The organism is Ancylobacter terrae (genome assembly GCF_045108345.1).
Taxonomy (GTDB): domain Bacteria; phylum Pseudomonadota; class Alphaproteobacteria; order Rhizobiales; family Xanthobacteraceae; genus Ancylobacter.
The window spans coordinates 105,712-118,492 of record NZ_JBJGXH010000002.1 but is presented as its reverse complement, the minus strand read 5'-3'; the positions used below and the strand labels follow the sequence as shown (position 1 = coordinate 118,492).

Here is a 12,781-nt window from a genome sequence, read left to right as displayed (position 1 = left end):
GGACCTTCGGGACCTCGCCGCGGCAGCCGGGCCGTCGCCCGCCGCCGCCTCAGCCGCCGTTGTCGTGCTCGCCGCGCTCATGGACGGTGTTGGCGCGGCCGACCAGCAGCGTATCGACCCGGCCGATGCGCTCGGGGTCCTTGCCGGTATAGGGCAGCGAGTGCAGCACGTAGCGCATGGCGTTCAGCCGCGCCCGCTTCTTGTCGTCCGACTTGATCACCGTCCAGGGCGAATCCGCCGTGTCGGTGTGGAAGAACATGGCCTCCTTGGCGCGGGTGTAGTCGTCCCACTTGTCGAGCGAGGCGAGATCGACCGGGGACAGCTTCCACTGCTTCAGCGGGTGGACCTTGCGTTCCTTGAAGCGGCGCCGCTGCTCGTCGCGGCTGACCGAGAACCAGAACTTGAACAGGTGGATGCCGCTGCGGGCGAGGTTGCGCTCGAATTCCGGCGCCTGGCGCAGGAACTCGCGGTATTCCTCCTCGGAGCAGAAGCCCATCACCTTCTCGACGCCGGCGCGGTTGTACCAGGAGCGGTCGAACAGCACGATTTCGCCGGTGGTCGGCAGGTGCTCGACATAGCGCTGGAAGTACCATTGGCCGCGCTCGACCTCGCTCGGCTTCTCCAGCGCCACGACGCGGGCGCCGCGCGGGTTGAGGTGCTCCATGAAGCGCTTGATGGCGCCGCCCTTGCCGGCGGCGTCGCGCCCCTCGAACAGGATAATGACGCGCTGGCGCGCCTCCTTCACCCAGGACTGGAGCTTCAGCAGTTCGGTCTGCAGGATGAACTTCTCGCGCTCGTAGTCGCGCCGGAGCATCTTGTACTTGAACGGATAGCCGCCCCGCCGCCAGTCGTCGGCCAGCTCGTCGCTGGTCGCGCGCGGGTGGCCGGCGGGCTTGGGCAGGCCGAGGGACTGGCGCAGGCGCAGCGCATCGTCGGGGGCGGCGCCGGCGATCAGCGCCTCCAGCCCCTCGCCGGCGGCGCCATCGGCGGCCATCGCGGCGACGGCGGAGAGCTCGGCCTCCTGCGCCGCCTCGCGCCGTTCGTCGGCGAGCGTCGTCTCCACCTCGGCGGGAAGGGAGCCGGGCTCCTCGGTCGCGGCGACCTCAGGTGCGGCGGCTGCCGGCGGCGTCGCGGCGGCTTTCCGGCCGCGGCCCTTTTCGTTGACCATTCCCGTTTCTCCCTCGTGCCGTGCGCAGCGGCTGCGCGGGCGCCCATCCTCGCCCCGGCGCATGACAGTCTCAAGGCCGGCGTGCGGCGGGGGTGACCCCGGAGCGTGAGGCCGGGCGCGGCGGGGCGCGTTGAGGAGGATCAACGCCGGGCGCAGCGGGAGGCGCGGGGACGACGGGATTCGCCCTGTCCCGGCGGGACGCTGCGCAATGCGTCGTGTTCGCTTCGTTTCAGGTCAATCAGCCGGCGGGGCGGGGGCTAGGCTTTTGCCTGCCCTGCCGGTCAGCGGCATGATGGCCAACCCGAGGGAACAGCAATGATCTCACGCCGTCTCGTTGCCTGCCTCACCTTATCCGCCGCGCTGCTGTCGTCGGCCGCCATGGCCGCCGAGCCGGCCGCCTGCGCCAAGCCGCGCTTCTCCGATGTCGGCTGGACCGACATCACCGCCACCACGGCGATCGCCAGCCAGCTGCTCACCAGCCTCGGCTACAAGCCGGACGTGGTGGTTCTCTCCGTCGCCGTCACCTTCAAGTCGCTGGAGAACGGCGACCGCGACATCTTCCTCGGCAACTGGATGCCGCTGCAGGAGCCGAGCCAGGCGCCCCTCGTCAAGGCCGGCAAGGTCGAGGTCGCGGCGACCAACCTGTCGGGCGCGCGCATCGGCTTCGCCACCTCGAAGGCGGCCTATGACGCCGGGCTGAAGACCTATGCCGACATCGCCAAGTTCAAGGACCAGCTCGGCGGCAAGATCTACGGCATCGAGGCCGGCAGCGGCGCCAACGGCACCATCTCCAAGATGATCGCCGACGACACCTTCGGCCTGAAGGGGTTCTCGCTGGTGGAATCGAGCGAGCAGGGCATGCTGGCGCAGGTGAATCAGAACATCCGGCAGAACAAGCCGGTGGTGTTCTTCGGCTGGCGGCCGCACCCGATGAACGTCAACCTGCCGATCGCCTATCTCGCCGACGGCAACGACGTGTTCGGGCCCAATGACGGCGGCGCCACGGTGGTGACGCTGACCCGGCCGGGCTATTCGAAGGAGTGCCCGAATGTCGGCAAGCTGCTGACCAACCTCGTCTTCGACGTCGCCATGGAGGACCGCCTGATGAGCGACATCCTCGACAAGGGCATGCAGCCCGAGGCGGCGGTGAAGGCCTGGATGAAGGAGAACCCGGCGGCGGTGGAGAAGTGGCTCGACGGCGTCACCACGCTCGACGGCAAGCCCGGCATCGCCGCCGCGAAGAGCGGGCTGGGGCTCTGACGCGGGCCGATAATCACCGCCGTCCCGAGAGGGCCGGCGGGGAAAGTCTCTTCCGATACGAAGCGCACCGTCATGGCCGGGCTCGTCCCGGCCATCCACGTCTTTGCCCAGGGCGTTCCGAAAGGCGTGGATCCCCGAGACGAGCCCGGGGATGACGGCCGCGTCGGAGCCTGTTCCGGGATGACGCCCGAGGACCTCACAATCGCTTCCGCCGCGCCGCGGAGGGGGGCGCGCCGAACTGCCGCCGGAACGCCCGCGAGAGCGAGGCGATGGCGGAGAAGCCGGTGCGCTCGGCGATGTCGGCGATCGGCAGGTTGGTGTCGAGCACGAGGCGCCGCGCCGCGTTGAGGCGCAGCGTCACGTAATAGGCGCCGGGCGAGACCTCGACCGTCCTGGCGAACAATGTCTCCAGCCCCCGCGTCGACACGCCGGCCTTGCGGGCGATGGCGGCGATGGTCAGGGGACGGTCGATATGCGTCTCCATCAGCCGGATCGCCTCGGCGACGCGCGGCTCGTGCTGGCGAATGCGCCCCAGCGAGACGATCGGCTGCACGTCCGAGCCGGTGCGCACCTCCTCGTAGATGTAGAGGCTGGCGACATCGAGCGCGGTGGAATAGCCGTTGCGCGCGCGGATCAGCGACAGCATGCAGTCGAGCGCCGGCGTCGCTCCGCCGGTGGTGAAGACCGGCTCGTCGACGACGAAGCGGTCCGGCTGCACGTCGGTGTTGGGGAAGCGGGCGGCGAAATCCTCGAGGTCTTCCCAGTGCGTGGTGGCCCGGCGGCCGTCGAGCAGGCCGGCGAAGCCCATCAGCCACGATCCCGATTCGATGCCGCCGACCACCGCCGAGCGCCGGGCGCCCGCGCGCAGCGCCTTCATGATCGGCGCCGTCGCGAAGCTCGCCGCATCGAAGGCGGCGATCACCAGCAGCATGTCCTGCGCCCGCGCCGGATCGAAGACGCCGTCGACCGGGATCGGCAGGCCGCAGCTCGCCGCCGGCATCGCCCCGTCCATCGACACCAGCCTCCAGCGATAGGCCGGCCGGCCGAGCACGCGGTTCGCCCCGCGCATCGGGTCGAGCGTCGCCGCCAGCGAGAGCAGCGACAGCCCGGGGAAGAGCAGCAGCGTGACGTCGAGCGGCGCGTCGGAATGGGCGAAGATCATGGCTGCGCCAAATGCAAAACCGGCTTCGCAATAAGTTGCGTCACGGATCGCGTTCCGCGTCAAGCTCGCTCCGCATTCCTGGAGGTGATCCATGCCGCTCTCGATGAACCGCGACGTCTTCATCACCTGCGCCGTCACCGGCGCGGGCGACACGGTGGGCCGGTCGCCGCAGGTGCCGGTGACGCCGAAGCAGATCGCCGAGAGCGCCATCGACGCGGCCAAGGCCGGCGCGGCGATCGTGCACTGCCATGTCCGCGATCCCGAGACCGGGGCCGCCTCGCGTCGCCTCGACCTCTACCGCGAGGTGACCGACCGCATCCGCGCGGCGGAGGTCGACGTGGTGCTGAACCTCACCGCCGGGATGGGCGGCGACCTCGTCTTCGGCTCGGTCGAGGCACCGTTCCCGGTGAATGCGGCCGGCACCGACATGGCCGGCGCCACCGAGCGCGTCGCCCATGTCGCCGCGTGCCGGCCGGAGATATGCACGCTCGACTGCGGCACGATGAACTTCAATCTCGGCGACTACGTCATGACCAACACGCCGTCCATGCTGCGCGAGATGGCGCGGCAGATGACGGCGCTCGGCGTGCGCCCGGAGATCGAGGCGTTCGACACCGGGCATTTGTGGTTCGCGAAGCAGCTCGCCGAGGAGGGGCTGATCGAGGACCCGGTGCTGATCCAGCTCTGCATGGGCATTCCGTGGGGGGCGCCTGATGACCTCAACACCTTCATGGCGATGGTCAACAACGTGCCGGCCAGCTGGACCTTCTCGGCCTTCTCGATCGGGCGCAACGCGCTGGCCTATCCGGCCGCGGCGGTGCTGGCGGGCGGCAATGTCCGCGTCGGGCTGGAGGACAATCTCTATGCCGGCAAGGGCCAGCTCGCCACCAATGCGCAGCTGGTCGAGAAGGCCGCGACCGTGGTGACGAACATGGGCGCGCGCCTCCTTGGGCCGGACGAGGTCCGCGCCAAGCTGAAGCTGGTGAAGCGCTGAGGAGCCCAGTTGGAACTCTTCATCGACCTCATTCCGGGAACCCGACCGGGACGTCCCGAAACGCCGTCATCCCCGGGCTTGGCCCGGGGATCCACGCCTTCACCGCCACCTGCATCACCACCCGCGCCCGGCCGACAGACGTGGATGGCCGGGTCAGGCCGGCCATGACGGGGCAGGTGTCGGCGCCGCCGTGATTTTCCGACCAGCCTCCCGGGATGAGGCGGTTCAGGTTGAAATGACAATGTCCGGACAATCGCCAAGGAGCCTGACATGACAAGCCTCTCCCCCATCTCCCGCGCGGCCGCCATCGGCGGCGGCGTCATCGGCGGCGGCTGGATCGCCCGCTTCCTGCTCGCCGGCATCGACGTGAAGGTGTTCGACCCGCACCCCGAGGCCGAGCGCATCGTGGGCGAGGTGATCGCCAATGCCGAGCGCGCCTATGGCCTGCTCACCGGCGCCCCGCTGCCCGCGCGCGGGCGGCTCACCTTCTGCGCGAGCGTGGCGGAAGCGGTCAAGGATGCGCAGTGGGTGCAGGAGAGCGTGCCCGAGCGGCTCGACCTCAAGCGCCGCGTGCTGGCCGAGATCGACGCGAGCGCCTCGGCCGGGGCGCTGATCGGCTCCTCCACCTCCGGGCTCAAGCCCTCCGACCTGCAGGCGGGGCTCGCCCACCCGGAGCGCCTCTTTGTCGCGCATCCCTACAACCCGGTCTACCTGCTGCCCCTCGTCGAGATCGTCGGCGGCACGGCGACGGCGCCCGCCACCATCGCGCGGGCGAAGGCGGTGCTGGACGCCATCGGCATGAAGGGCGTGGTGATCGCCAAGGAAATCGAGGCCTTCGTCGGCGACCGGCTCCTGGAGGCGCTGTGGCGCGAGGCGCTGTGGCTGATCAAGGACGACATTTGCGACGTCGAGACGCTCGACGACGTGATCCGCTATTCCTTCGGCCTGCGCTGGGCGCAGATGGGCCTGTTCCAGACCTATCGCATCGCCGGCGGCGAGGCCGGCATGCGCCATTTCCTCGCCCAGTTCGGCCCCTGCCTGCAATGGCCGTGGACCAAGCTCACCGACGTGGTCGACCTCGACGAGGCGCTGGTCGAGAAGATCGGCGCGCAGTCGGACGCGCAGGCGGGCGGGCTGTCGATCCGCGCGCTGGAGCGCATCCGCGACGAGAACCTCGTCGGCATCGTGCAGGCGCTGAAGGCGGGCCATGGCGGGCAGGGCTGGGGCGCGGGCAAGCTGCTGGCCGATTTCGAGCGGCGGCTGTGGGCGCAGGCCCCCGCCCCGGCGCCGGCCGATCCGGCGGCGCCGCTGGCGCTGCTCGCATCCCGCGTCTCGCCCGCCTTCATCGACTATAACGGCCATATGACCGAGCACCGCTACCTGCAGATGTTCGGCGAGACCACCGACGCGCTGCTGCGCCTGATCGGCGTCGACCTCGCCTATGTCGAGGCGGGGCAGAGCTACTACACGGTGGAGACCCATATCCGGCATCTGGGTGAGGCGAAGCTCGGCGAGGCGCTGGCGGCGACCACGCAGATCCTGTCCGCCGACGACAAGCGCCTGCACGTCTTCCATCGCCTTTATGCCGGACCGGAGGGGCGCGAGATCGCCACCGCCGAGCAGATGCTGCTGCATGTCGACACCAAGGCGGGGCGCGCGGTGCCGGCTTCCGAAGCCGTGCTGGCGAAGCTGCGGCCGATCGTCGAGGCGCATGCGCGGCTGGCGACGCCGGCAGGCGCGGGGCGCAGCGTCGGCCAGAAGCGCGCGGCGGCGGTGCCGGCCTGAGCGCGGGGAATACCGGCTGGAACGTGCTTCCAGGCGTCATCCCGGAACGGCCGGAGGCCGTATCCGGGATCGCTCCGGTGACCCGGAGCGATCCCGGCTCTTCGCCTGCGGCTCCGGCCGGGATGACCATCTCCCGGCGATTCTGTAAACCGGCTCTCAGGTGCAGTCGGCGCCCGGCGGCAGCTGTTCCGGCGTGCCCCAGGCGTTGTTCGGCAGGTTGGCGAAGGGCGGCGCGAAATTCTGGCGCACCGTGGTGAAGCGCGCGGGCACCTGCGCGGTCGGGCTGTCGTAATCGAGGATCCAGAAATAGTTGAAGGTCGGGTTCGGCCAGGTCGCCGGCACCCCGCCCGGCACGCCCTTCACCTGGTCGAGGTGCAGCAGCTGACGCAGCGTCACCTCCTCGCCGGCGAACTCGGCTTCGAGCGCCGCGCTGGCGATGTGGAAATGCTCCCACACCAGCACGACGGTGGTGCCGTGCCAGCGCGGATTCTCCAGCAGGTCGCGCGCCACCTTGCGGTTCTGCACGTTGATCAGGCTGTTGAAGTAGCGGTTGTTGCGGATCGGGGTCAGCATCAGCGCGTTGGTCGGCACGCGCATGCCCCAGGCGGCGGCGATCGGGCGCGCGGTCTCCAGCGTGTGCAGGGTGATGGCGAGGATGGCGGCGGGCCGCTCGCCCTTCAGCAGGCTCATCGGGCTGGTCGGGCTGAGATATTGCGCCGCCAGCGCCCGCGCCCGCTCCTCGCCGGTTGCGCACAGCTTGAGCGGGTTCAGCTTCTCGCCGTGGCGCACGATGATGATGCGCTTGGGCGCCGCCTCGGCGGGGGCGGGCAGGGCGAGCGGGGCGAAGCCCGCCAGCATCCCCAGCATCGCGAGGAGGGCGCGCGCCCGGCCCGGCAGGCCCCGCCGGTGCCCGGGGCGGGAGGAGGCCGGCGGAAGGGGGGCGGAGGCGTCCATGGCCGGAACCTGTGTCCTGTCGGGGGCGGCGCGCGGGGCGGGCCGGAATCGGATCGCTGTCAGCGTAGCCGAGCCGGAATCGGCTTGCACCGCCGGGCGGTGGGCGAGCCGCATTTTTCCGCGGGCGCGGACGGGGCGGGCACTCCGGCACGATCCCGATAGCCAGCAGGCCGGCCGGTCGGGTATCGATGGCGGTCTCACCTTGCGAGGGATGCGCGCATGTCGTCCGCCGTCACGCCGTCCGCCGTCACCACCCCCACCGTCCTGATCGCCGGGGCCGGCCCGGTCGGCCTCACCCTCGCGCTCGAACTCACCCGCTACGGCGTGCCGGTGCGCCTCGTCGACCGCATGAGCGCGCGCGAGACCACCTCGCGCGCCGTCGCGCTGTGGCCGCGCACGCTCGAACTGATGGAGCGCGCCGGCGGCGGGCTCGCCGCCGAGCTGGTCGGGCGGGGCAACAAGGTCACCGTCGCCAATATGCTCGACGGCGAGAGGGTCATCGCACGGGTCGCGCTGGAGGGGATCGCCACCGCTTACCCCTTCGTCCTCATGCTGCCGCAGGTGGAGACCGAGAGCGTGCTGGTGGCCCATCTCGCCGGCCGCGGCATAACGGCGGAGCTCGGCGTCGAGCTCGCCGGCTTCACCCAGGACGGCGAGGGGGTGAGCGCGCGGCTGCGCCATGCCGACGGTACCGAGGAGAGCGGGCGCTACGGCTTCCTCGTCGCCTGCGACGGCGCCCACAGCCCGGTCCGCCACGCGCTCGGCCTCACCTTCGAGGGCGAGACGCTGGGCAATGACTGGGGGCAGGGCGATTTCCACCTCTCCGGCGTGCCGTTCCCGCCGAACGAGATGGCGACCTATTTCCACGCCGACGGGCCGCTGGTGCTGTTCCCGATGGCACCGGGGCGCTACCGCGTCATCATGGGCCTCGGCCTGTCGCGCGGGGAGACGCCGCCGGTGCCGACGCTGGCCGAGTTCCAGGCGCTGCTCGATACGCGCGGGCCGGGCGGCATCACGCTGCAGGACAGCCTGTGGACCTCCGCCTTCCGCATCAACGAGCGGCAGGTGAACGCCTATCGCGCGGGGCGGGTGTTCCTCGCCGGCGATGCCGCCCATGTCCACAGCCCGGCCGGCGGGCAGGGCATGAACACCGGCATGCAGGACGCGATGAACCTCGCCTGGAAGCTCGCGCTCGCTGCGCGGCGCATCGCCACCGCGCCGGTGCTGCTGGAGAGCTACGATCCCGAGCGCCGGGCGGTGGGGGCGGAGGTGATCGCCGCCTCCGGCCGCCTCACCCGCATCGCCACGCTGCAGGAGCCGCTGGCGCGACGCCTGCGCGATGCGGTGATGCATGTCGCGCTGGGCCTGCCGCCGGTGCGGCACGCGATCGAGGGCCAGCTCACCGAGATCACCACCGGCTATCGCGACAGCCCGCTCAACGGCGTCTCCTGGGAGGCGGGGCCGCGCGCGGGGGAGCGCATGGCGCCGATCGCCGGCGAGCCGCCCTATGGCGCCGGCGACACGCCGCGCTTCACGCTTCGCGTGGGGGCGGATGCCGGGCCGCCGCCGCCGGGCATCCTCGGGCCGCTGGTCGATCCCGAGCTGCGGGCGAACCCGCTCGCCGGCGGCATCGAGCTGGTGCGGCCGGACGGCTATCTCGCCATGGCGGTCTCCGAAGGCGAGTGGAGCCAGGTGGCCGACTACCTGCACCGGCTCGCCGTGCCGGGCTGACCGGGGGACCGGCTCGGCGGTGGCTTTCCGGCCGCCGCTGGCGTAGACGGAAGGGCGCGGCCGGTCCGCCCCGGCCTGCCATAAACCAAGAGGAAACGTCGATGCCGGACGCGATCGAGATGCCCATCCAGCTCAAGGACAAGGATCTTTTCCGGCAGGCGGCGCTGGTCGGCGGCGACTGGGTCGAGGCCGCCGGGGAGGCCATCACCGTCGCCAATCCCGCCACGGGCGGCGCCATCGGAAAGGTGCCGAAGCTCGGCGCCGCCGAGACGGCGCGGGCCATCGAGGCGGCCGCCCGGGCGCAGAAGGAATGGGCCGCCCGCACCGCCAAGGAGCGCTCCGCCGTCCTGCGCCGCTGGTTCGACCTCGTCGTCGCCAACAAGGAGGATCTCGGCCGCATCCTCACGCTGGAGCAGGGCAAGCCGCTGGCCGAGGCGATCGGCGAGATCGTCTACGGGGCGAGCTTCATCGAGTGGTTCGCGGAAGAAGCGCGCAGGGTCTATGGCGACATGATCCCCGGCCACCAGCCCGACAAGCGCATCCTGGTGATGAAGCAGCCGATCGGCGTCGTGGCCGCCATCACGCCCTGGAACTTCCCCAACGCGATGATCACCCGCAAGGCCGGCCCCGCCTTCGCCGCCGGCTGCGCGATGGTGCTGAAGCCGGCCAGCCAGACGCCGTTCTCGGCGATCGCGCTCGCCGTGCTGGCCGAGCGCGCCGGGCTGCCGAAGGGGCTGTTCAGCGTCATCACCGGCTCGGCCCGCGAGATCGGCGCGGAAATGACCGCGAGCCCGCTGGTGCGCAAGCTCACCTTCACCGGTTCGACCGAGATCGGCGCCGAGCTCTATCGGCAGAGCGCGCCGACCATCAAGAAGCTCGGCCTGGAACTGGGCGGCAACGCCCCCTTCATCGTGTTCGACGACGCCGATCTCGATGCGGCGGTCGAGGGCGCGCTGATCGCCAAGTTCCGCAACAACGGCCAGACCTGCGTCTGCGCCAACCGCATCTATGTGCAGGACCGCGTCTACGACGCCTTCGCCGAGAAGCTCGGCGCGGCGGTGGGCCGGCTCAAGACCGGCAACGGTTTCGACGAGGGCGTGGTGCTCGGCCCGCTGATCGACAAGGCGGCGCTGGAGAAGGTCGAGGAACACGTCGCCGATGCGCTGGCCAAGGGCGCCTCGCTGGTTCAGGGCGGCAAGCGCCACGCGCTCGGCGGCACCTTCTACCAGCCGACCGTGCTGGCCGGCGTCACCCGCGACATGGCGGTGGCGCGGGAGGAGACCTTCGGGCCGGTGGCGCCGCTGTTCCGCTTCACCGACGAGGCGGATGTGATCGCGCAGGCCAACGATACCGAGTTCGGCCTCGCCTCCTATTTCTACGCGACCAACCTCGCCCGGGTGTTCCGGGTCGCCGAGGCGCTCGAATACGGCATGGTCGGCGTCAATACCGGGCTGATCTCCACTGCCGAGGCGCCGTTCGGCGGCGTGAAGCTCTCCGGGCTCGGCCGCGAGGGCTCGAAATACGGCATCGAGGAATTCCTCGAGACCAAATATGTCTGTCTCGGCGGCATCGCCTGACAGCCCGTTTGGAACGTCCCCCCGGAGCATCGTCATCCCGGCCGGAGCCGCAGGCTTTGCGCCGGGGGCGCTCGCGAGGATGCCCACGCGATCCCGGATACGGCCTGCGGCCGTTCCGGGATGACGCCCCGTGCAGGGCGCCACGGCGTTTCCAGACAGGCTCCGAGCCGGCCACGCCGGCCCGGGTTCAGGCCGGCGCGGCGTCGCCGAACTGGTCCCGCTCGCCCAGCCATTGCGCGCGGTGCAGCTCGCGGTAGATGCCGTCGCGCGCGAGCAGTTCCTCGTGCCGGCCCTGCTCGGCGATGCCGTCCGGCGTGATCGCCACGATGCGGTCGGCGTGGCGGATGGTGGCGAGGCGGTGGGCGATGATCAGCGTGGTGCGCCCCTGCGCCAGCTCCTCCAGCGAGGACTGGATCTCCCCGCTCGGTCTGGGTGTCGAGCGCGGAGGTCGCCTCGTCGAGGATCAGGATGGGCGGGTTCTTCAGGAATATCCGGGAGATGGCGAGGCGCTGCTTCTGCCCGCCGGACAGCTTCACGCCGCGCTCGCCGATGACGGTGTCGAGCCCGGCGGGAAGCTCGGCGAGCAGCCCGTCGAGCCGGGCCCGGCGCGCGGCGGCGACGATGTCGTCCTCGCTCGCCTCCAGCCGGCCATAGGCGATGTTCTCGCGGATGGTGCCGGCGAACAGGAAGACGTCCTGCTGCACGATGCCGATCTGCCGTCTCAGCGAGGCCAGCGTCATGTCGCGCAGGTCGATGCCGTCGAGGGTGATGCGGCCGGCCTCGACCTCGTAGAAGCGCGGCAGCAGGGACAGCAGCGTGGTCTTGCCGGCGCCCGAGGGGCCGACGAAGGCGACGGTCTCGCCGGCGGGAATGGCGAGATCGATGCTGCGCAGGATCGGCCGGCCGGGCACATAGCCGAAGGAGACGTCCTCGAAGCGGATGTCGCCCCGGAGCGGCGGGGCGGGGAGGGCGCCCGGGCGGTCGGCGATGTCGGGGGCGGTGGCCAGCAGTTCCTGGTAGCGGCGGAAGCCGGCAATGCCCTTGGGATAGGTCTCGATCACCGCGGCGATCTTGTCGAGCGGGCGGTAGAACACCCCGACCAGCAGCAGGAAGCCGACGAAGCCGCCGATGCTCAATTCGCCGCGCACCACCAGCCAGCTCCCGGCCAGCATGACGGTGAGCTGGACGATGCGCATGCCGATGTAGTTCAGCGCCTGGCTGCCGGCCATGATGCGGTAGGCGTCGAGCTTGGTGGCGCGGTACTGCGCGTTGTCGCCGGCGAACAGGTCGCGCTCATGGGCTTCGTTGCCGAAGGCCTGCACCACGCGGATGCCGCCGATGTTCTCCTCCAGCCGCGCGTTGAAGGCGCCGATCCGGCCGAACTGGGCCTGCCAGTTGCGGGTCATGCGCCCGCCATAGCGCCCGACCACGAGGGCGGTGAGCGGCACGATCAGCGCGGTGAGCGCGGCGAGGCCCGGATGCACGAACAGCATCAGCACGAAGGCGCCGACGAAGGTCATCAGCGCGATGAACAGGTCCTCCGGCCCGTGATGGGCCACCTCGCCGATCTCTTCGAGATCCTTGGTCACGCGGGCGACGAGATGGCCGGTCTTCTGGTTGTCGTAGAAGCGGAAGGAGAGCTTCTGCAGGTGGTCGAAGGCCCGCGCCCGCATCTCGGTCTCGATGTTGATGCCGAGCACGTGGCCCCAATAGGTGACGATCGCCATCAGGCCGCTGTTGAGCACGTAGACCGCCAGCAGGGCCGCGCCCGCGGCGAGGATCAGCGGCCAGTCGCCCATCGGCAGCAGCGCGTCGACGAACCCCTTCATCGCCATGGGGAAGCCGAGTTCGAGCAGGCCGGACAGGACGGCGCAGCCGAAATCGATCAGGAACAGGCCGCGATAGGGGCGGTAATAGGCGAAGAAGGCTTTCAGCATCGGCTCACGCGTCGGTCGCGGGCGCGGTTCGGCGCCCTTCCGGCGCCGGTTCGGGCGCGGGAGGCTGCTCTATGCACCCCGCGCGGGTGGTCTGGCTAGCCTCTGTGGCGGGCCCCTTCCATACGCCGGGCGCGGCGCCGGCGACGCGAATGGTCTTGCCAGCCGGCGCGGTCAGGCGGAAAGGATGGCACGGCTGCGCCCGGCCGAATCGTC

Annotated in this window: 8 protein-coding genes and 1 pseudogene; 5 read left to right on the top strand and 4 right to left on the bottom strand. The window is 70.7% G+C overall.

Features of this window, described 5'->3' with window-relative positions; genetic code table 11:
* Positions 1–49: 49 nt before the first annotated feature.
* Positions 50–1,168 (bottom strand): polyphosphate kinase 2, encoded by a 1,119-nt coding sequence (ppk2, locus tag ACEUEL_RS14855; RefSeq protein ID WP_405707000.1) that lies wholly within the window; start codon positions 1,166–1,168, stop codon positions 50–52.
* Positions 1,169–1,483: 315 nt separating this feature from the next.
* Here ppk2 and choX point away from each other — a divergent pair, with 315 nt between their 5' ends.
* The gene (choX, locus tag ACEUEL_RS14850; protein ID WP_405706999.1) at positions 1,484–2,428 is read left to right on the top strand and encodes a choline ABC transporter substrate-binding protein; all 945 of its coding nucleotides are present in this window, start codon (positions 1,484–1,486) and stop codon (positions 2,426–2,428) included.
* A 196-nt stretch (positions 2,429–2,624) separates the two neighbouring features.
* Here the strand turns inward: choX and ACEUEL_RS14845 are convergent, their stop codons facing one another.
* The gene (locus ACEUEL_RS14845) at positions 2,625–3,590 is read right to left on the bottom strand and encodes a GlxA family transcriptional regulator (protein WP_405706997.1); all 966 of its coding nucleotides are present in this window, start codon (positions 3,588–3,590) and stop codon (positions 2,625–2,627) included.
* A gap of 91 nt (positions 3,591–3,681) precedes the next feature.
* Between ACEUEL_RS14845 and ACEUEL_RS14840 the strand changes: the two genes are divergently transcribed.
* Together ACEUEL_RS14840 and ACEUEL_RS14835 are read left to right on the top strand one after the other, a co-directional pair.
* On the top strand, positions 3,682–4,584 hold the full coding sequence (locus tag ACEUEL_RS14840) for a BKACE family enzyme (RefSeq protein WP_405706995.1): 903 nt from the start codon (positions 3,682–3,684) through the stop codon (positions 4,582–4,584).
* A gap of 270 nt (positions 4,585–4,854) precedes the next feature.
* Positions 4,855–6,369 (top strand): carnitine 3-dehydrogenase, encoded by a 1,515-nt coding sequence (locus tag ACEUEL_RS14835; RefSeq protein ID WP_405706994.1) that lies wholly within the window; start codon positions 4,855–4,857, stop codon positions 6,367–6,369.
* A 156-nt stretch (positions 6,370–6,525) separates the two neighbouring features.
* On the opposite strand, the gene ACEUEL_RS14830 is transcribed toward ACEUEL_RS14835, so the two are convergent.
* A complete protein-coding gene (locus ACEUEL_RS14830) occupies positions 6,526–7,323 on the bottom strand; it encodes a histidine phosphatase family protein (RefSeq protein ID WP_405706992.1) in 798 nt (265 codons plus the stop codon).
* A 219-nt stretch (positions 7,324–7,542) separates the two neighbouring features.
* Between ACEUEL_RS14830 and ACEUEL_RS14825 the strand changes: the two genes are divergently transcribed.
* Together ACEUEL_RS14825 and gabD are read left to right on the top strand one after the other, a co-directional pair.
* Positions 7,543–9,054 (top strand): FAD-dependent monooxygenase, encoded by a 1,512-nt coding sequence (locus ACEUEL_RS14825; RefSeq protein ID WP_405706990.1) that lies wholly within the window; start codon positions 7,543–7,545, stop codon positions 9,052–9,054.
* Positions 9,055–9,179: 125 nt separating this feature from the next.
* Positions 9,180–10,631, top strand: a complete 1,452-nt coding sequence (gene gabD / locus ACEUEL_RS14820) for an NADP-dependent succinate-semialdehyde dehydrogenase (RefSeq protein ID WP_405707581.1) — start codon at positions 9,180–9,182, stop codon at positions 10,629–10,631.
* Positions 10,632–10,818: 187 nt separating this feature from the next.
* Here gabD and ACEUEL_RS14815 read toward each other — a convergent pair.
* Positions 10,819–12,568 (bottom strand): annotated as a pseudogene (locus ACEUEL_RS14815) (ABC transporter ATP-binding protein).
* Between the last annotated feature and the right edge of the window lie 213 nt (positions 12,569–12,781).

What these genes read in the sequence shown, in the direction of transcription:
- ppk2 (WP_405707000.1), bottom strand. Translation starts at nt 1,168, where the DNA reads ATGGTCAACGAAAAGGGCCGCGGCCGGAAAGCCGCCGCGACGCCGCCG.
- choX (WP_405706999.1), top strand. Translation starts at nt 1,484, where the DNA reads ATGATCTCACGCCGTCTCGTTGCCTGCCTCACCTTATCCGCCGCGCTG.
- ACEUEL_RS14845 (WP_405706997.1), bottom strand. Translation starts at nt 3,590, where the DNA reads ATGATCTTCGCCCATTCCGACGCGCCGCTCGACGTCACGCTGCTGCTC.
- ACEUEL_RS14840 (WP_405706995.1), top strand. Translation starts at nt 3,682, where the DNA reads ATGCCGCTCTCGATGAACCGCGACGTCTTCATCACCTGCGCCGTCACC.
- ACEUEL_RS14835 (WP_405706994.1), top strand. Translation starts at nt 4,855, where the DNA reads ATGACAAGCCTCTCCCCCATCTCCCGCGCGGCCGCCATCGGCGGCGGC.
- ACEUEL_RS14830 (WP_405706992.1), bottom strand. Translation starts at nt 7,323, where the DNA reads ATGGACGCCTCCGCCCCCCTTCCGCCGGCCTCCTCCCGCCCCGGGCAC.
- ACEUEL_RS14825 (WP_405706990.1), top strand. Translation starts at nt 7,543, where the DNA reads ATGTCGTCCGCCGTCACGCCGTCCGCCGTCACCACCCCCACCGTCCTG.